The sequence below is a fragment of the Bacillus sp. WC2503 genome, assembly GCF_052682895.1.
In genome coordinates this window covers 3052353-3070445 of the sequence record NZ_JBQYMD010000001.1, presented here as the reverse complement: position 1 = coordinate 3070445, position 18093 = coordinate 3052353, and the positions used below count along the sequence as shown (strand labels likewise).

Below are 18093 nucleotides of genomic sequence, written 5' to 3'. Positions count from 1 at the left end.
TGAGTATGAGCAATCGAAAAGTTCCGTTACGAAAATGTGTTGCAACGCAAGAAATGAAATCAAAACGAGAGCTCGTTCGCATTGTTCGTTCCAAAGAGGGAGAAGTGTCCATTGATTTAACTGGAAAGAAATCAGGACGAGGTGCTTATTTATCGAAAGATAAAGAAAGTATTCTTCAAGCTCAAAAGAAAAATGTTTTGGAACATCATCTAAAAGCGAAAATCGACGGTTCTCTATACGAAGAGCTTCTTGAGCTTGTTGAGAAGGAGTCGAAATAAGTGTCCGATTGGAAATCGTTTTTAGGACTAGCAAACCGGGCTCGGAAAATTATTTCGGGTGAAGAACTTGTTTTAAAAGAAGTACGAAGTGGCAAAGCAAAGCTTGTGTTGCTATCTGAAGATGCGTCAGTGAATACAACAAAACGCATGACGGATAAAACGACGTATTACAACGTACCAATGAGAAAGGTCGAAAATCGACAACAATTAGGGCATGCGATTGGGAGAGATGAGCGAGTCGTTGTAGCTGTGTTAGATGAAGGCTTTGCGAAAAAGCTGCGTAGCATGCTCGATACAAATTACCGGGGGTGAAGGTATGAGTAAAATTCGAGTGCATGAATATGCAAAACAACATAATATCTCAAGTAAAGATCTTATGACAAAACTAAAAGAAATGAATATCGAGGTTTCGAATCATATGACAATGTTAGACGATGAAGTAGTAAACAAATTAGATAATGAGTACCAAGAAGAAAAACCTTCTGTTGCAGATGAGTTTGAAGTAGAAGAGAAAGTTGTTCGCAGTAAAAAGAACAGTAATAAGAAGAAGAAAAAAGGCAAAGATAACGAAGACAAGCGTCAAGATAACTTTGCTGGAAGACAACAAACGCAAATTGTAGAAACACCAGATAAAATTACTTTCTCTGGAAGCCTTACAGTGGGTGAGCTTGCTAAAAAATTAAGCAAAGAGCCGTCTGAAATTATTAAGAAGCTCTTCATGCTAGGAATTATGGCAACAATTAACCAAGACTTAGATAAAGATACAATTGAGTTAATTGCTACTGATTACGGTATTGAAGTAGAAGAAGAAGTAGTTGTAAGTGAAACTGAATTCGAAACATTCATCGATGAGCAAGATGATGAAGAAAACTTAAAAGAGCGTCCAGCTGTTGTTACAATTATGGGACACGTTGACCATGGTAAAACAACTTTACTTGACTCTATTCGTAATTCAAAAGTAACTGCTGGCGAAGCTGGTGGGATTACTCAGCATATTGGTGCATACCAAGTTGAAGTAAACGATAAGAAAATTACATTCTTAGATACGCCTGGTCACGCAGCATTTACAACGATGCGTGCTCGTGGGGCACAAGTAACGGATATTACAATTCTTGTTGTTGCAGCTGATGACGGTGTTATGCCACAAACAGTGGAAGCAATTAGCCATGCGAAAGCAGCTGGAGTACCAATTATTGTTGCTGTGAATAAAATGGATAAACCAGCGGCAAATCCTGATCGCGTAATGCAAGAATTAACAGAATATGAATTGGTTCCAGAAGCATGGGGCGGAGACACAATTTTCGTACCAATCTCTGCAATTCAAGGCGAGGGAATTGACAACTTGCTAGAAATGATTCTTCTTGTGAGTGAAGTAGAAGAATATAAAGCAAATCCAAATCGCTATGCAACTGGTACTGTAATTGAAGCGCAGCTTGATAAAGGTAAAGGAACTATCGCGACATTACTTGTTCAAAACGGTACACTTCGAGTTGGAGATCCAATTGTTGTTGGAACATCATTCGGTCGTGTTCGTGCAATGGTAAGTGATATTGGTCGTCGAGTAAAAGTTGCTGGTCCATCAACTCCTGTTGAAATTACAGGTTTAAATGAAGTACCACAAGCGGGAGATCGTTTCATGGCATTCGCTGATGAGAAGAAAGCTCGTCAAATCGGTGAATCACGTGCACAAGAAGCGTTAGTTGCTCAACGTGGTGAAAAATCTAAATTAAGCCTTGAAGATTTATTCCAACAAATCCAAGAGGGCGATGTAAAAGAAATTAACTTAATTGTGAAAGCAGACGTACAAGGTTCTGTTGAAGCAATGGCTGCATCACTTCGTAAGATCGATGTTGAAGGCGTAAAAGTAAAAATCATTCACACTGGTGTAGGTGCGATTACAGAATCTGATATTATTTTAGCTTCTGCATCTAATGCAATTGTAATTGGATTTAACGTACGCCCTGATGTGAATGCGAAGCGTACAGCTGAATTAGAGAACGTTGATGTTCGTTTACACCGTATTATCTATAAAGTAATCGAAGAAATCGAATCAGCAATGCAAGGGATGCTGGATCCAGAATTCGAAGAAAAAGTAATCGGTCAAGCGGAAGTACGCCAAACGTTCAAAGTAACAAAAGTTGGAACAATTGCAGGTTGTTACGTAATAGACGGTAAAATCACACGTGATAGTGGCGTTCGTATTATCCGTGATGGCGTAGTAATCTTCGAAGGACAACTTGATACGTTAAAACGTTTCAAAGACGACGTAAAAGAAGTTGCACAAAACTATGAGTGTGGTATTACAATTGAGAGATATAATGATCTTAAAGAAGGGGACATCATTGAAGCATACATTATGGAAGAAGTGAAGCGATGATTATCGCTTCACTCTCATTCGAGTGTATGATTTACGATGTGCATTCTTTAAAAGAGAAACGAGCAATTTTGCAAAGGGTGCTCACTCGTGTGAAGCAGCGTTATAACGTAGCTGTTTCAGAAGTAGGGCATCAAGATGTATGGCAACGTACAGAAATTGCAATTGTTTCCGTATCCTCAAATCGTGTTATCTGTGAAAAAGAAATGAATCGTGTACTTGAGTACATCGATTCATTTCCTGAAATTGAACGTACGATAACACAATTGGAATGGTACTGAATGAGGTGAAGAGTTATGAAATTACGTGCAAACCGTGTAGGCGAGCAAATGAAAAAAGAATTAGGCGACATTATCAGTCGTAAAATTAAAGATCCACGTGTCGGATTTGTTACAGTAACAGATGTGCAAGTGAGTGGAGATTTACAAATCGCTAAAGTGTATATTTCTGTTTTAGGTGACGATGAACAGAAAGAAAGTACATTAAAAGGTTTAGCGAAGGCAAAAGGCTTCATTCGTTCAGAAATCGGCCAACGTATTCGTCTTCGTAAAACACCGGAAATTTCTTTCGAATTTGATGAGTCTATTGGATATGGTCATCGAATTGATACACTTTTACATGAAATTAATAAAGACGGTAAACGTGAAGAATAATGGATAGACATTTGTCTATCCATTTTTTCAATGAAAAATAAGTTTGGATAATTATTATGAAAGAATTATGATGAGGTGAACATATATGGAAGGTGTAGTATTATTACATAAGCCAAAAGGCATGACATCACATGATTGTGTATTTAAATTAAGAAAGATATTACGTGAGAAACGAATTGGTCATACGGGAACATTAGATCCAGATGTAACAGGGGTATTACCGATTTGTGTTGGACGAGCAACGAAGATTGCACAGTTTTTAACGAGTGAAATAAAAACATATGAAGGTGAAGTAACATTAGGATTTTCAACAACAACTGAAGATGCTTCTGGTGAAGTTGTTGAAACGACAAATGTAGATCGTAGTATTACTCGTAAGGAAGTAGAAGGAGTTCTCGCAGCATTAACAGGTACGATTGAACAAACGCCTCCAATGTTTTCAGCTGTAAAAGTTAACGGAAAAAAATTATATGAATATGCAAGAGCGGGACAAGAAGTTGAACGTCCAGTTCGTACCATTACAATTCATGAATTCGTATTACTTGATGACCGTGAAATGTTTGAAGGGGAAAACATTTCATTCCGTTTCCGTGTAACGTGTAGTAAAGGGACATATGTAAGAACGCTAGCAGTAATGATTGGTGAAAAACTAGGTTTTCCATCACACATGTCCCATCTTGTAAGAACGGCATCTGGTGAATTTTTACTAGAAGATTGCATATCATTTGAAGAAATTGAAGAAAACGTGCAAAATGGAACAGTAGAGTCTATCTTCATTTCAATTGATGAAGCGTTAAGTAAATTCCCAAAAATGGTTGTAGATGAAAAGCAAGCAGAAAAAATAAAAAATGGTATGTTCTTAAAGAATGAATTAGAAATAACAGCACCATTCATTACAGTATTTGATAAAAATGACCGTTGCTTAGCAATTTATGAGCATCATCCAAAACACCCTGGTATGCTAAAGCCAATGAAAGTACTTGTGAATAATCAAGAACTAAAGCTATAATGAATTATTGGAAGGATTATTACAGAAAAAGGTGAATTCAAGCGTGAAACTTATTCATTTAACTCATCCACATGAACAAAATAAATTAGAATTACCACCTACTGTAATGGCATTAGGATTTTTTGATGGCATTCATTTAGGGCATCAGTGTGTGATTCGAACTGCGAAACAAATAGCGGATGAACGCGGATATAAAAGTGCAGTTATGACATTTCATCCCCATCCATCTGTTGTTTTAGGGAAAAAGGAAGCGCATGTGGAGTATATTACACCGATGCGTGATAAAGAAAAAATAGTCGAAAACTTAGGAATCGATATATTATATGTTATTAAATTTGATGAATCGTTTGCAGGTTTATTGCCACAGCAATTTGTAGATGATTATATTATTGGTTTAAATGTAAAGCATGTAGTAGCAGGGTTTGATTATTCATATGGACGTTTAGGAAAAGGGAAGATGGAGACTTTACCATTTCATGCAAGAGGGGAGTTTACACAAACTGTGATTGAAAAAGTTGAATTTCAAGAAGAGAAGGTAAGTTCTACAGCATTACGAAAGTTAATTCGAAATGGTGAAATGGAACAAATTCCATCTATTTTAGGTAGAGCCTATACAGTGGGAGGAACGGTTGTACATGGCGATAAACGTGGACGACAAATTGGTTTTCCAACCGCTAATGTAGGTTTAAGTGATGAGTATTTATTGCCACCTGTAGGTGTTTATGCAGTGAGATTAAAAGTTCACGATGAATGGTACGATGGTGTATGTAATATTGGATATAAACCAACTTTTAAAGAAAATGAGCGTCAATTATCTATTGAAGTACACTTATTTGAGTTCAACAAAGACATATATGATCAAAGTGTTACAGTTGAGTGGCATATGCGTATAAGAGAAGAGAAGAAATTCAATGGTATTGATGAGCTAGTTGAACAAATCGCAAAAGATAAGAAAACAGCACAAGAATATTTTGCGAGTGAAAAGAATATACTTGCTTTTTCAAATGAAAAGTAGTATTCTATGTTATGTACTTTATGACAACCATTGCTTGGCATTGCGACTCACCGACGCTTGCTCGGTAATTGGGGGTTTAATTAATAGGAGGTGAAATAGGATGGCTTTAACACAAGAACGTAAAAATGAAATCATTGCACAATTTAGAACTCATGAGACTGATACTGGTTCTCCAGAGGTTCAAATTGCTGTCCTAACGGAGCAAATTAACACTCTAAACGAGCACTTACGTACTCACAAGAAAGATCATCATTCACGTCGTGGTCTATTAAAGATGGTTGGTAAACGTCGTAACTTACTAACTTACCTTCGTAATAGCGATATCACACGTTACCGTGAATTAATCACAAAGCTTGGCTTACGTCGATAGTCAAAGAAGCGGGAATATTCCCGCTTTTTTGTTAGGTAAAAATATATCTTCTACGCTTTATAGCTTACTTAATTTTCGGCAATACTAGAGGTAGAATATTGTGATATACTATCCATTTACATAGAAGAATTGAATACTTTAAATTGAGAGGGGTACTTAAATGAGTCAAGAAAAGCAAGTCTTCTCGATAGATTTAGCTGGTCGCCAGCTAACAGTTGAAACTGGTCAGCTTGCAAAACAAGCGAACGGGGCAGTATTAGTAAGATATGGCGATACAGCGGTTCTATCTACAGCAACTGCATCAAAAGAGGCTAAAAATGTAGATTTCTTCCCACTTACAGTAAACTATGAAGAGCGTTTATATGCAGTCGGAAAAATTCCAGGCGGTTTTATTAAACGTGAAGGTCGTCCAAGTGAAAAAGCAATTTTGGCAAGTCGTTTAATCGACCGTCCAATTCGTCCGCTTTTCGCAGATGGTTTCCGTAACGAAGTACAAGTTGTCAGCATTGTAATGAGTGTTGATCAAGATTGTTCTTCTGAAATGGCAGCTATGCTTGGTTCTTCATTAGCGTTATCGATTTCAGATATTCCATTTGAAGGTCCAATCGCTGGTGCAACAGTTGGTCGTATTAATGGCGAATTCGTTATTAATCCAACAGTAGAACAGCAAGAACAAAGTGATATTCACCTTGTTGTAGCTGGTACAAAAGATGCAATTAACATGGTTGAAGCAGGAGCAGATCAAGTACCTGAGGAAACAATGTTAGAAGCAATTATGTTTGGACATGACGAAATTAAACGTCTAATTGCATTCCAAGAAGAGATTGTACAAGCTGTAGGTAAAGCGAAATTAGAAATAAAACTATATGAAGTCGATGCTGATCTTAACCAAGCTGTACGTGAGATGGCTGAGAAGGATATGCATTCTGCAATTCAAGTACATGAGAAACATGCACGTGAAGATGCAATCAACGTAGTGAAAAAGCGTGTAATTGAGCATTACGAAGCTGAGGAAGCTGACGCTGACACATTAGGACAAGTAAATGAGATTTTATATAAAATTGTAAAAGAAGAAGTACGTCGTCTTATTACAGTTGAAAAAATCCGCCCAGATGGCCGTAAAGGTGATGAAATTCGTCCTTTAGCATCAGAGGTTGGTATTTTATCTCGTACACACGGTTCTGGTTTATTCACACGTGGACAAACACAAGCATTAAGTATTTGTACATTAGGCGCTTTAGGCGATGTGCAAATTTTAGATGGTCTTGGTGTAGAAGAATCAAAAAGATTCATGCACCATTACAATTTCCCATCGTTTAGTGTTGGTGAAACAAGACCGATGCGTGGACCAGGTCGTCGTGAAATTGGTCACGGTGCACTAGGAGAACGTGCTCTTGAGCCTGTAATTCCATCTGAAAAAGATTTCCCATATACAGTACGTCTTGTATCTGAAGTGTTAGAATCAAATGGTTCTACTTCACAGGCAAGTATTTGTGGTAGTACTTTAGCAATGATGGATGCTGGTGTTCCACTTAAAGCCCCAGTTGCTGGTATTGCAATGGGTCTAGTTAAATCTGGTGAGCATTACACAATTTTATCTGATATTCAAGGTATGGAAGATCATTTAGGTGATATGGACTTTAAAGTAGCAGGTACAGCACAAGGTGTAACTGCACTGCAAATGGACATTAAAATCGATGGTTTATCTCGTGAAATTTTAGAAGAGGCATTACAACAAGCGAAAGTTGGTCGTGTGCACATTCTAAATCATATGCTATCTGTTATTGCAGAGCCACGTACTGAATTATCAGCTTACGCTCCAAAGATTATTACAATGACAATTAATCCAGATAAAATCCGTGACGTTATTGGACCGAGCGGTAAACAAATTAATAAAATTATTGAAGAAACTGGAGTTAAAATTGACATCGAGCAAGATGGTACAGTATTTATTTCTTCAATAAATCAAGAAATGAATGACAAAGCTAAGAAAATTATCGAAGATATTGTTCGCGAAGTACAAGTAGGTGAAATCTACGAAGGAAAAGTGAAACGTGTTGAGAAATTCGGTGCTTTCGTTGAATTATTCAGCGGTAAAGATGGATTAGTTCACATTTCTGAACTTGCACTTGAGCGTGTAGGTAAAGTAGAAGACGTTGTGAAAATCGGTGATGTAATTACAGTTAAAGTTATCGAGATTGACAAGCAAGGTCGCGTAAATCTATCTAGAAAAGTATTGCTAAAAGAAGAGCAAGAAAAAGAAGCTGCTAAAGAAGAAAACAAACAAGAGCAGCAATAAGTAAAAGCCAGTTCAACTGGCTTTTTTGTTATGTAAAAAACATGATGTACACATATTTTTATGTCAGTATAGGTATAGTTTTCATTATAACGCTCAAATTAACAAAGATAAGAAGAAAAATATTTTTTATTTAGTTAATGGGAGGGTTTATATGAAAGTTCGTATATTGGCATACATATGTGTATTTTTTTTATATGTCAGTTTAGGCTCTTATTCCGTTTTTGCACAGGATAACTTGTATGAAGAAATTCAAAAACATGCAAAACAATATGAGATTGCACCTCAAAATGCGATCATTGATAAGATATGGAAAGCAACACCTGGATATAATGGAAGACAAGTCGATATTGAAGCATCCTATAACAATATGAAGAAGCTAAAGAAATTTGATCAAAAACATCTTGAATTCAAGGAAGTATCACCGAGTGTCCATTTAGCAGATTTATCACCAGCCCCAATTTACAGGGGACATCCAAATAAAAAGATGGTTGGATTAACAATAAATGTGGCATGGGGAAATGAGTATTTGCCTCGTATATTAGAGATATTGAAAAAACATGATGTGAAGGCAACTTTCTTTTTGGAAGGACGTTGGGTGAAAGAAAATTTACGATTTGCAAAAATGATTGTCGATGCAAATCAAGAAGTTGGAAATCACTCTTACACACATCCTAATATGAAAACATTATCGTCTGATGAAATACGAGAACAGTTACAAAAAACAAATCGAATGATAGAAGCAGCCACGAATCAAAAAGTAAGATGGTTTGCCCCGCCTAGTGGAAGTTTTCGAGATGAAGTCGTACAAATTGCAGATGATTTCCAAATGGGAACGATTATGTGGACAGTAGATACAATTGATTGGAAGCGACCAGAGCCAGACGTATTATTGCAGAGAGTAATGAGAAAAATACATTCAGGTGCCATTGTATTAATGCATCCTACTTCATCTACAGCAGAAGCATTAGATACAATGATTACAAAATTGAAGGAACAAGGATATAGAGTGGGGAATATAACAGAATTACTGGATGAAAAACGTGTGGATTAAATACATTTGCATGACATTCATCCTTAAACTTGTTATCATTAAATAATAGCGTTAATTTAGAGAAACTGGTAGTAGGAGGAAAGTTTTTGATTAAAAAATATACTTGTAAAAATGGTGTAAGAATAGTTATGGAGAACATACCAACTGTAAGATCGGTTGCGATTGGTATTTGGATCCATGCAGGATCAAGAAATGAAAATGAAAAAAATAACGGGATTTCCCACTTTTTAGAGCATATGTTCTTTAAAGGGACGGAAACACGTAGTGCGCGCGAAATTGCGGAATCATTTGATAGCATTGGTGGGCAAGTAAATGCTTTTACTTCAAAAGAATATACATGTTACTATGCAAAAGTGTTAGATGAGCATGCTAAATATGCTTTAGATGTTTTAGCAGATATGTTCTTTAATTCAACATTTGATGAGGAAGAACTGAAAAAAGAGAAGAATGTCGTATGTGAAGAAATTAAAATGTACGAAGACGCTCCAGATGATATTGTGCATGATATGTTAACGAAAGCGACATATGAAACGCATCCGCTTGGATATCCTATTTTAGGAACAGAAGAAACGCTTGATACGTTTACAGGTGATACACTACGTCAATATATAAAAGATCATTATACACCTGAAAATGTAGTTGTTTCAGTTGCAGGAAATATTGATGAAGCATTTTTACAAACAGTAGAGCAATATTTCGGTAGTTATGAAGGAACAACAAACCGTGAACAAGTACATAGCCCAATTTTCCATTTTAATAAGGTAGCACGTAAAAAAGAAACAGAACAAGCTCATTTATGTTTAGGATATAAAGGCTTACAAATGGGACACGAAGATATTTATAACTTAATCGTATTAAATAACGTTTTAGGCGGTAGTATGAGTAGCCGTTTATTCCAAGAAGTACGTGAGCAACGTGGGTTAGCTTACTCGGTATTTTCTTATCACTCTTCTTATGAAGATACAGGTATGTTAACACTGTACGGTGGAACAGGTAGCCAACAATTAGATACACTGTATGAAACGATGCAAGAAACACTAGAAACATTGAAAAATACAGGTATTACAGAAAAAGAGCTTATGAATAGTAAAGAGCAATTAAAAGGAAACTTAATGTTAAGTTTAGAAAGTACGAATAGTCGTATGAGCCGTAACGGTAAAAATGAATTGCTGCTTCGTAAGCATCGTTCACTTGATGAGATTATTGAAAGTGTAAACACTGTAACAAAACAAAATGTAGATGAGTTAATCCGCAATATGTTTACGGATGAATTCTCTGCTGCACTTATTAGTCCAGATGGAAAACTTCCAAAAGGAATAAAACTATAATTGATTTTTGTGATGTACTCGAAAATAACCGTATCTCTTTTAAATGAGATACGGTTATTTTTTTTAGACATACAGAATAGGTACTAATAATGGATAACTTAAATTGAAAATTCGGTAGGGGGAGAGTGTATGCGATTAAGTGAATTAAGTGGTAAAGAAATTGTAGATTTAGAAAGAGCGGAAAAAATGGGGATTTTAGGGCATCTAGATTTAGAGATTAATGAGAGCGATGGACAAATACAAGCGCTTATCATACCTGTTACAAAATGGGGAGGTTTTAAAAAAGGACAACAAGAGGTAAGGGTGGAATGGAGAGATGTTAAGAAAGTGGGGCATGACATGATACTTTGTGATATATCTGACCATTCAAATTCGGAGTGAAAGATGGCCATTTCGGCCGTCTTTTTTTGTATATATAAAGCTGATAAATCATATGTGCTTTTTGTTTTTCAATCACCTCAAACTCGTACATTACATATGATGTGGAGGAAAAAGAAAAAGTAGGCACTTTTCTTATAAATGACAGAAAAAGAAGGTGAATTAGGGAATGTTGACTGAGATGCATATTGCTGTCATAGGAGGAGATGCAAGGCAGCTAGAAGTAATTCGTAAACTAGTTGAATTGGATGCGAAACTTTCATTGATAGGGTTTGATCAGTTGGATCATGGCTTCACAGGGGCAGCAAAAGAAAGTATACAAAATTTAGATTTTACTTCTGTAGATGCAATCATTTTGCCAGTTGCAGGTACAAATGCCAAAGGAGAAGTAGATACTATTTTTTCAAATGAAAAAGTTGCTATAACGAAAGAACAAATTGAAAATACACCAGAACACTTTACTATATATTCAGGTATTGGTACGCCTTACTTGGAAAATCTCGTATCTACTACAAACCGAAAACTTGTTAAATTATTTGATCGTGATGATGTGGCAATCTACAATTCTATTCCGACTGTAGAAGGCACATTAATGATGGTAATTCAACATACCGACTATACAATTCATGGGTCCAATGTAATGGTTTTAGGATTTGGTAGAACAGGGATGAGTGTTGCCAGAGCATTTCAATCATTAGGAGCCCACGTCAAAGTTGGAGCAAGACGATCGGAACATATTGCACGTATTACAGAGATGATGTTTTCTCCTTTTCATATGCAAAACATTGAGAAAGAAGTAGGAAATATGGATATTGTGATTAACACAATTCCACATCTCGTTGTGACAGCGAATGTTATTTCAAAAATGCCAGCTCATACGTTAGTAATTGATTTAGCTTCTAAACCAGGTGGTACCGACTTTAGATACGCAGAAAAAAGAGGAGTTAAAGCGCTATTAGCACCTGGATTGCCAGGGATTGTTGCTCCGAAAACAGCAGGACAAATTTTAGCGAACGTTCTTTCTCAGTTATTAGCAGAAGACGTAATAGCAAGAAAGGAGAATGGGGAATGAATTTAAAAGGGAAAAGAATTGGATTTGGGTTTACAGGTTCACATTGTACGTATGAAGAAGTGATGCCTCATTTAGAGAAATTAATTGCTGAGGGAGCAGAAATACGTCCCGTTGTTTCTTACACTGTTCAATCAACAAATACGAGATTTGGTGAGGGAGCAGAGTGGATTAAAAAGATTGAAGAAACAACAGGATTTAAAGCAATTAATTCAATCGTTGGCGCAGAACCGCTAGGACCTAAAATTCCATTAGACTGTATGGTAATTGCACCACTAACAGGAAATTCGATGAGTAAATTTGCAAATGCAATGACAGATTCTCCAGTATTAATGGCAGCAAAAGCGACGCTGAGAAATGGTAAGCCTGTCGTATTGGCGGTTTCGACGAATGATGCTTTAGGATTAAACGGGGTAAATCTCATGCGCCTAATGGCCACAAAAAACATCTACTTCGTCCCATTCGGCCAAGACGCACCAGAGAAAAAACCGAACTCAATGGTAGCTCGTATGGAGCTACTGGAAGATACAGTATTAGAAGCGCTACAAGGAAAACAATTGCAACCGGTTGTCGTAGAAAAATTCAGATATATGAATTAAAAAACGAAAAAAAACGGACAATTTTTGATGAAACCATCATTCTTACTGTAGAATATGATAAAATTAACGTTATTAAGATTAGAAGGGGTATTGTATACTCCTTCTAATTCTAAGTTATAGAAGGATTGGTATCTAGAAAGGGGCATAGTGATGGAAAAGCAAAAAACTTTTCATGTCGCTGTAGTTGGAGCAACCGGCGCAGTTGGTGAACAAATGTTAAATACTTTAGAGAAACGAGAATTTCCAATCGGGAAATTAACGTTACTTTCATCTAAACGATCTGCAGGTAAGAAACTTGTATTTAAAGGCGAAGAATTTACAGTTCAAGAGGCGACTCCTGAAAGTTTTGAAGGAGTAGATATCGCACTATTTAGTGCTGGTGGATCTGTATCGAAACAATTAGCGCCAGAAGCAGCAAAGCGCGGTGCGATTGTTGTTGATAATACAAGTGCATTCCGTATGACAGAAAACGTGCCACTTGTTGTACCTGAAGTAAATGAAAACGACTTAAAAGAACATAATGGTATTATTGCAAATCCAAACTGTTCTACAATTCAAATGGTAGTAGCTCTTGAGCCAGTTCGTCAGCAATATGGTTTAAAACGAGTAATCGTTTCCACATATCAAGCTGTATCAGGTGCTGGTGCGGCAGCGATTGAAGAACTTCATGAACAATCACAAGCAATCTTAAATGGCGAAGAAGCTAAGGCGAATGTTTTACCTGTATCAGGTGATAAAAAACATTACCAAATTGCTTTTAATGCGATTCCACAGATTGATAAGTTCCAAGATAATGGATTTACATTTGAAGAAATGAAAATGATTAATGAAACGAAAAAAATTATGCATATGCCTGAATTAGAAGTAGCGGCAACATGCGTACGTTTACCAGTTGTATCAGGGCATTCTGAGTCTGTTTACATCGAAGTAGAAAAAGAAGGCGTAACAGTAGCAGAATTAAAGAGCTTACTTGCAAATGCAGAAGGTATTGTTCTGCAAGATAATCCAGAAGAGCAGTTATATCCAATGCCAGCTACTGCAGTAGGTAAAAACGAAGTATTCGTTGGAAGAATCCGTAAAGATTTAAATAACGATAAAGGATTCCATCTTTGGGTCGTATCTGATAACTTATTAAAAGGCGCTGCATGGAATTCTGTTCAAATTGCAGAGCGCTTAGTAAAATTACAATTAGTGTAAACGGCTAAGAGAAGGTGCAAAATATGAAAATAATTGTTCAAAAATTTGGTGGCACATCAGTACGTGATGAAAATGGACGTAAGCATGCGCTTCATCATATAAAAAAATCGTTAGCTGCTGGATATAAAGTAGTTACTGTCGTATCTGCTATGGGCCGTAAAGGTGAACCGTATGCAACGGATACGTTATTAAGTCTTGTAAATCAAGAGGAATCTACTATTTCTAAACGTGAGCAAGATTTATTATTATCATGTGGAGAGTTAATCTCTGCAATTGTTTTCTCTAATATGTTAAATGAGAACGGTATAAAAGCAGCGGCATTAAATGGTGCACAAGCTGGTTTTGTAACAAATGATGACTTTACGAATGCGAAAATCGTTGAAATGAATTGCGATCGTATACATGAAGAATTAGAAAATCTAGATGTAATCGTCGTTACAGGATTCCAAGGGCAAACGAAAAAAGGTGATACGACAACACTTGGACGCGGAGGTAGCGATACTTCAGCTTCAGCATTAGGTGTTGCGCTTCATGCTGAATTTATTGATATCTTCACAGATGTAGAAGGTGTTATGACTGCGGATCCTCGTATTGTAAAAGATGCACGTCATCTTCAAACGGTAACGTATAACGAAATTTGTAATATGGCTTACCAAGGTGCAAAAGTCGTTCATCCACGTGCGGTTGAAATTGCGATGCATGCAAAAGTACCGCTTCGTGTACGCTCTACGTATTCTGATAGCGAAGGTACGCTTATTGCAGCATACGATGGTGCTACAAAAGGGCAGGATGTAGAAGAACGTCCTGTTACAGGTATTGCCCACGTATCAAACGTAACGCAAATTAAAGTACTTGCAAAAGAAACGGCATATGATTTGCAACAACATGTATTTAAAGAAATGGCAAACGAAGGCATTAGTGTTGATTTAATTAACATTTCTCCTACTGGTGTAGCTTACACAGTAAATGATAATGTATCAGCTCGTGCTGTCGAAGTGTTGAAACAACTTGGATATGAGCCAATTGTGACAGAGCATTGTGCCAAAGTATCTATCGTTGGAGCTGGAATGGCAGGAATCCCAGGGGTTACTGCGAAAATCGTTACAGCTTTAGCAGAAAAAGGTATTCAAATTCTGCAATCGGCAGATAGTCATACGACAATTTGGGTTCTTGTAAAAGAAACTGATTTAGTGGAGGCTGTAAATGCATTACATAGTGCGTTTGAGCTTTCAAAAGAAAAGCAACTGGAACAATAAGGAGTGAGACCATGATAGATTTTGGGACAATTGCAACTGCGATGGTAACACCGTTTGATATAAACGGGAATATCGATTTTGCAAAGACAACGAAATTGGTAAATTATTTAATTGATAACGGTACAACAGCAATCGTGGTAGGAGGAACGACAGGTGAATCTCCTACATTAACTTCAGAAGAAAAAGTAGCGTTATATCGCCATGTCGTATCTGTTGTCGATAAAAGGGTGCCCGTAATCGCTGGAACAGGTAGCAATAATACACATGCCTCTGTTGACTTAACTAAAAAGGCAACAGAAGTTGGTGTTGATGCAGTTATGCTAGTAGCGCCGTATTATAACAAACCGAGTCAAGAAGGAATGTATCAGCACTTTAAAACGATTGCTGAAAGCACGCCACTTCCGGTTATGCTATATAACGTTCCAGGACGATCTATTGTACAAATCTCCGTTGATACAGTTGTTCGTTTATCAGAAATAGAAAACATTGTTGCGATTAAAGATGCAGGCGGCGATGTACTAACAATGACAGCAATCATTGAAAAAACAGCGGACGACTTTGCAGTATACAGCGGTGATGACGGTTTAACGTTACCGGCTATGGCGGTTGGAGCGAAAGGTATCGTTTCAGTAGCATCTCATGTTATCGGAGATGAAATGCAAGAAATGATTACAGCATTCCAAGCGGGAGAGTTTAAGAAGGCGCAAAAATTACATCAATTACTTGTAAGAGTAACGGATTCATTATTTATGGCGCCAAGCCCAACGCCAGTAAAAACAGCGTTACAAATGGTTGGATTAGATGTAGGTTCTGTACGTTTACCGCTTCTTCCATTAACAGAAGAAGAAAGAGTAACGTTACAATCTGTAATGCAATCTATTCCTCGTTAATAAGAAATGACCTAGTGTGAAACTAGGTCATTTTTATTTAGATTAAATATACGTGAGTGGTAAAAACAGCATAGTTAATGAGGTGTAATAAGAAGGGGACGGCATAATATTGGTTAGAAATTGATTATAGAGATCATGTGTTTTTAGTGAATAGTGCTTTATATTTATATACAGAACACACATGTATATTTTTCCATTAATATCTTATATAAGTAGAAAAAATAATAGGTAGTATGTGGAAAAAAACCTCGCAAATTACAACCTCAATTTAGCTTCTTATATAGTCTTTCATATAATTTAACTTGTGTTCTATTTCTTGTATCAGGTATAATATGGCTAAGTAGCTTAGTACGGGTATGCTTAGCAAAATTGGAAGAAATTATAATTTAATTAAATTTTCATATCATATCGAATAAGATATTTGATTTATATAATGAAAGAGAGGTGAAACCTGGTTTAAAAAATATACAAGGACATGATATCGCATAACGGTAAGGACATTCGTCTTGGACGGTGAATATATGGTGGTTGTAGAGTTTCCCCTGGTGTCTCTACAATTTTAGTGAAATCAGTGTTTGCAAGATTTTTAAACCAGGCAACAACATGAAGAGAAAAGAGAATGAGTCTGTTAAAGTATTTGCTCTTGGTGGAGTAGGTGAAATCGGGAAAAACATGTACTGTGTTGAAATTGATTCTGAAATCTTTATTGTAGATGCAGGATTAATGTTCCCAGGAGATGAAATGTTTGGGATTGATATCGTTATTCCTGATATTACATACTTAGTGGAAAATCAAGAGCGAGTAAAAGGTTTATTTATTACTCACGGTCATGAAGATCATATTGGTGGAATTGTTTATGTACTTCGTAAATTATCTATTCCAGTGTATGCAACGAAATTAACGGTAGGACTTATACAAGAAAAACTTGGTGAAGCGGGCATGTTAGGCCGTGTGGACTTAAAAACAATCGATTCAAATTCAACAGTAGAGTTTAATACTACAACAGTGTCATTCTTTGGAACGACACATAGTATTCCGGATTCTGTTGGTGTTTGTTTCCATACATCAAAAGGTGCTGTAGTGTATACAGGAGACTTTAAATTTGATCAAACTCCAATTGGAAATAATGGAGCAGATCTTGGGAAAATGGCACAAATCGGAAATGAAGGCGTACTTTGCTTATTATCTGATAGTACAAACGCTGAGCGTCCAGGCTATACAGGTTCGGAAAAAGAAGTTGGTGTAGAAATTTCTAAAGTGTTCTACGGTGCAGAAGGTCGTATTATCGTTGCTTCATTTGCATCGAACGTACATCGTATTCAACAAGTATTTGACGCGGCTGCCGAAACAGGAAGAAAAGTAGCGGTAGTAGGACGTAGTATGGTGAAAGTAGTAGACATTGCAAGACGTCTTGGTTATTTAGATGTTCCAGAAGGTATGGTTATTTCATTACAAGAAGTAGACAACTTCCCAGAGAAAAAGGTAGCTATTTTAACGACAGGTAGTCAAGGGGAACCGATGGCAGCACTTTCTAGAATGGCGAAGCAAGCTCATAAACAAATTTCAATTCGTAAAGGTGATACTGTTATTATTGCAGCTTCTCCAATTCCGGGGAATGAAATATCTGTATCGAAAATTATTGATTTGTTATTTAGAGCTGGAGCTGAAGTTATTTATTACGGTGAAAGAAAAGTTCACGTTTCAGGTCATGGTAGTCAAGAAGAATTAAAACTAATGTTAAATTTAATGAAACCTAAGTATTTTGTACCCGTACATGGTGAGTTTCGTATGCAAAAAGCACATGCATATTTAGCTGAAGATGTAGGTATTACAAGAGAAAATATTTTTATCGTAGAAAAAGGCGATGTAATTGCTTTTGGTGATAATGAAGCAAACTTAGTTGGTAAAGTGCAAGCTGGTAATGTCTTAATTGATGGATTAGGTGTAGGTGACGTTGGTAATATCGTTCTTCGAGATAGAAAGATGTTATCTCAAGATGGAATATTAGTAGTTGTTGTAACACTTGGTAAAGATGAAAAGAAAATTATCTCTGGTCCAGAAATCATTTCACGTGGTTTTGTATATGTTCGTGAATCAGAAGCATTAATTGAGCGATCTACAGAGATTGTACGCATGATTGTTGAGCAATCAATTAAAGAATATTCAATTGAATGGTCTATGTTAAAACAAAATATTCGTGAATTATTAGGGCAGTTCTTGTACGAAGAGACAAAGAGAAAACCTATGATTTTACCGATTATTATGGAAGTGTAAAAAAGATCACCTTTACGGGTGATCTTTTTTCTTTTTAAACCCTATCGAATGAA

Annotated in this window: 18 protein-coding genes; all 18 read left to right on the top strand. The window is 36.6% G+C overall.

Annotated features, from left to right (window positions below; translation table 11 throughout):
- Positions 1 to 5: 5 nt before the first annotated feature.
- The 18 genes from rnpM (at position 6) to ACUN26_RS15510 (ending at position 18040) form a co-directional block, all read left to right on the top strand.
- Positions 6 to 278 carry an RNase P modulator RnpM gene (gene rnpM / locus ACUN26_RS15595; protein WP_000071127.1) on the top strand — a complete coding sequence of 91 codons (273 nt, stop codon included), beginning with the start codon at positions 6 to 8 and terminating at the stop codon, positions 276 to 278.
- Positions 279 to 590: a YlxQ family RNA-binding protein gene (locus tag ACUN26_RS15590; RefSeq protein WP_001286525.1), complete on the top strand. Its 312-nt coding sequence runs from the start codon at positions 279 to 281 to the stop codon at positions 588 to 590. It begins immediately after the preceding gene.
- Between the two features lie 4 nt (positions 591 to 594).
- Positions 595 to 2655: a translation initiation factor IF-2 gene (infB, locus tag ACUN26_RS15585; RefSeq protein ID WP_000036352.1), complete on the top strand. Its 2061-nt coding sequence runs from the start codon at positions 595 to 597 to the stop codon at positions 2653 to 2655.
- Complete coding sequence (locus tag ACUN26_RS15580) at positions 2652 to 2933, top strand: DUF503 domain-containing protein (protein ID WP_000582364.1); 282 nt, start codon at positions 2652 to 2654, stop codon at positions 2931 to 2933. Before infB ends, ACUN26_RS15580 begins: the two co-directional genes overlap by 4 nt.
- Positions 2934 to 2948: 15 nt before the next feature.
- Complete coding sequence (gene rbfA, locus ACUN26_RS15575; protein ID WP_000776439.1) at positions 2949 to 3305, top strand: 30S ribosome-binding factor RbfA; 357 nt, start codon at positions 2949 to 2951, stop codon at positions 3303 to 3305.
- A gap of 85 nt (positions 3306 to 3390) precedes the next feature.
- Positions 3391 to 4314 carry a tRNA pseudouridine(55) synthase TruB gene (truB, locus tag ACUN26_RS15570; RefSeq protein ID WP_000399334.1) on the top strand — a complete coding sequence of 308 codons (924 nt, stop codon included), beginning with the start codon at positions 3391 to 3393 and terminating at the stop codon, positions 4312 to 4314.
- 43 nt (positions 4315 to 4357) lie between these two features.
- Positions 4358 to 5329, top strand: coding sequence for a bifunctional riboflavin kinase/FAD synthetase (ribF, locus tag ACUN26_RS15565; protein WP_000766714.1), 972 nt, complete (start codon positions 4358 to 4360; stop codon positions 5327 to 5329).
- A 100-nt stretch (positions 5330 to 5429) separates the two neighbouring features.
- Entirely contained in the window at positions 5430 to 5699 is a 270-nt protein-coding gene (gene rpsO / locus ACUN26_RS15560) for a 30S ribosomal protein S15 (protein ID WP_001229392.1), read from the top strand.
- A 160-nt stretch (positions 5700 to 5859) separates the two neighbouring features.
- Positions 5860 to 7998 carry a polyribonucleotide nucleotidyltransferase gene (pnp, locus tag ACUN26_RS15555; protein ID WP_000076735.1) on the top strand — a complete coding sequence of 713 codons (2139 nt, stop codon included), beginning with the start codon at positions 5860 to 5862 and terminating at the stop codon, positions 7996 to 7998.
- A 151-nt stretch (positions 7999 to 8149) separates the two neighbouring features.
- Positions 8150 to 9049, top strand: a complete 900-nt coding sequence (locus ACUN26_RS15550) for a polysaccharide deacetylase family protein (RefSeq protein ID WP_000868234.1) — start codon at positions 8150 to 8152, stop codon at positions 9047 to 9049.
- An 86-nt stretch (positions 9050 to 9135) separates the two neighbouring features.
- On the top strand, positions 9136 to 10377 hold the full coding sequence (locus ACUN26_RS15545; RefSeq protein WP_000592990.1) for a M16 family metallopeptidase: 1242 nt from the start codon (positions 9136 to 9138) through the stop codon (positions 10375 to 10377).
- Positions 10378 to 10506: 129 nt separating this feature from the next.
- Positions 10507 to 10758 carry a YlmC/YmxH family sporulation protein gene (locus ACUN26_RS15540; RefSeq protein ID WP_001239739.1) on the top strand — a complete coding sequence of 84 codons (252 nt, stop codon included), beginning with the start codon at positions 10507 to 10509 and terminating at the stop codon, positions 10756 to 10758.
- Between the two features lie 166 nt (positions 10759 to 10924).
- Positions 10925 to 11827 (top strand): dipicolinic acid synthetase subunit A, encoded by a 903-nt coding sequence (gene dpaA / locus ACUN26_RS15535; RefSeq protein ID WP_000954729.1) that lies wholly within the window; start codon positions 10925 to 10927, stop codon positions 11825 to 11827.
- Positions 11824 to 12423 (top strand): dipicolinate synthase subunit B, encoded by a 600-nt coding sequence (dpaB, locus tag ACUN26_RS15530; RefSeq protein WP_001049474.1) that lies wholly within the window; start codon positions 11824 to 11826, stop codon positions 12421 to 12423. Before dpaA ends, dpaB begins: the two co-directional genes overlap by 4 nt.
- A gap of 150 nt (positions 12424 to 12573) precedes the next feature.
- Complete coding sequence (gene asd, locus ACUN26_RS15525; protein ID WP_000414844.1) at positions 12574 to 13620, top strand: aspartate-semialdehyde dehydrogenase; 1047 nt, start codon at positions 12574 to 12576, stop codon at positions 13618 to 13620.
- A gap of 23 nt (positions 13621 to 13643) precedes the next feature.
- The gene (dapG, locus tag ACUN26_RS15520; RefSeq protein WP_000692465.1) at positions 13644 to 14876 is read left to right on the top strand and encodes an aspartate kinase; all 1233 of its coding nucleotides are present in this window, start codon (positions 13644 to 13646) and stop codon (positions 14874 to 14876) included.
- 11 nt (positions 14877 to 14887) lie between these two features.
- Positions 14888 to 15766: a 4-hydroxy-tetrahydrodipicolinate synthase gene (gene dapA, locus ACUN26_RS15515; RefSeq protein WP_000564769.1), complete on the top strand. Its 879-nt coding sequence runs from the start codon at positions 14888 to 14890 to the stop codon at positions 15764 to 15766.
- Positions 15767 to 16369: 603 nt separating this feature from the next.
- Positions 16370 to 18040: a ribonuclease J gene (locus ACUN26_RS15510; RefSeq protein ID WP_000823093.1), complete on the top strand. Its 1671-nt coding sequence runs from the start codon at positions 16370 to 16372 to the stop codon at positions 18038 to 18040.
- The last annotated feature ends 53 nt before the right edge of the window (positions 18041 to 18093 follow it).

What these genes read in the sequence shown, in the direction of transcription:
- rnpM (WP_000071127.1), top strand. Translation starts at nt 6, where the DNA reads ATGAGCAATCGAAAAGTTCCGTTACGAAAATGTGTTGCAACGCAAGAA.
- infB (WP_000036352.1), top strand. Translation starts at nt 595, where the DNA reads ATGAGTAAAATTCGAGTGCATGAATATGCAAAACAACATAATATCTCA.
- ACUN26_RS15580 (WP_000582364.1), top strand. Translation starts at nt 2,652, where the DNA reads ATGATTATCGCTTCACTCTCATTCGAGTGTATGATTTACGATGTGCAT.
- rbfA (WP_000776439.1), top strand. Translation starts at nt 2,949, where the DNA reads ATGAAATTACGTGCAAACCGTGTAGGCGAGCAAATGAAAAAAGAATTA.
- truB (WP_000399334.1), top strand. Translation starts at nt 3,391, where the DNA reads ATGGAAGGTGTAGTATTATTACATAAGCCAAAAGGCATGACATCACAT.
- rpsO (WP_001229392.1), top strand. Translation starts at nt 5,430, where the DNA reads ATGGCTTTAACACAAGAACGTAAAAATGAAATCATTGCACAATTTAGA.
- pnp (WP_000076735.1), top strand. Translation starts at nt 5,860, where the DNA reads ATGAGTCAAGAAAAGCAAGTCTTCTCGATAGATTTAGCTGGTCGCCAG.
- ACUN26_RS15550 (WP_000868234.1), top strand. Translation starts at nt 8,150, where the DNA reads ATGAAAGTTCGTATATTGGCATACATATGTGTATTTTTTTTATATGTC.
- ACUN26_RS15540 (WP_001239739.1), top strand. Translation starts at nt 10,507, where the DNA reads ATGCGATTAAGTGAATTAAGTGGTAAAGAAATTGTAGATTTAGAAAGA.
- dpaA (WP_000954729.1), top strand. Translation starts at nt 10,925, where the DNA reads ATGTTGACTGAGATGCATATTGCTGTCATAGGAGGAGATGCAAGGCAG.
- dpaB (WP_001049474.1), top strand. Translation starts at nt 11,824, where the DNA reads ATGAATTTAAAAGGGAAAAGAATTGGATTTGGGTTTACAGGTTCACAT.
- asd (WP_000414844.1), top strand. Translation starts at nt 12,574, where the DNA reads ATGGAAAAGCAAAAAACTTTTCATGTCGCTGTAGTTGGAGCAACCGGC.
- dapG (WP_000692465.1), top strand. Translation starts at nt 13,644, where the DNA reads ATGAAAATAATTGTTCAAAAATTTGGTGGCACATCAGTACGTGATGAA.
- dapA (WP_000564769.1), top strand. Translation starts at nt 14,888, where the DNA reads ATGATAGATTTTGGGACAATTGCAACTGCGATGGTAACACCGTTTGAT.
- ACUN26_RS15510 (WP_000823093.1), top strand. Translation starts at nt 16,370, where the DNA reads ATGAAGAGAAAAGAGAATGAGTCTGTTAAAGTATTTGCTCTTGGTGGA.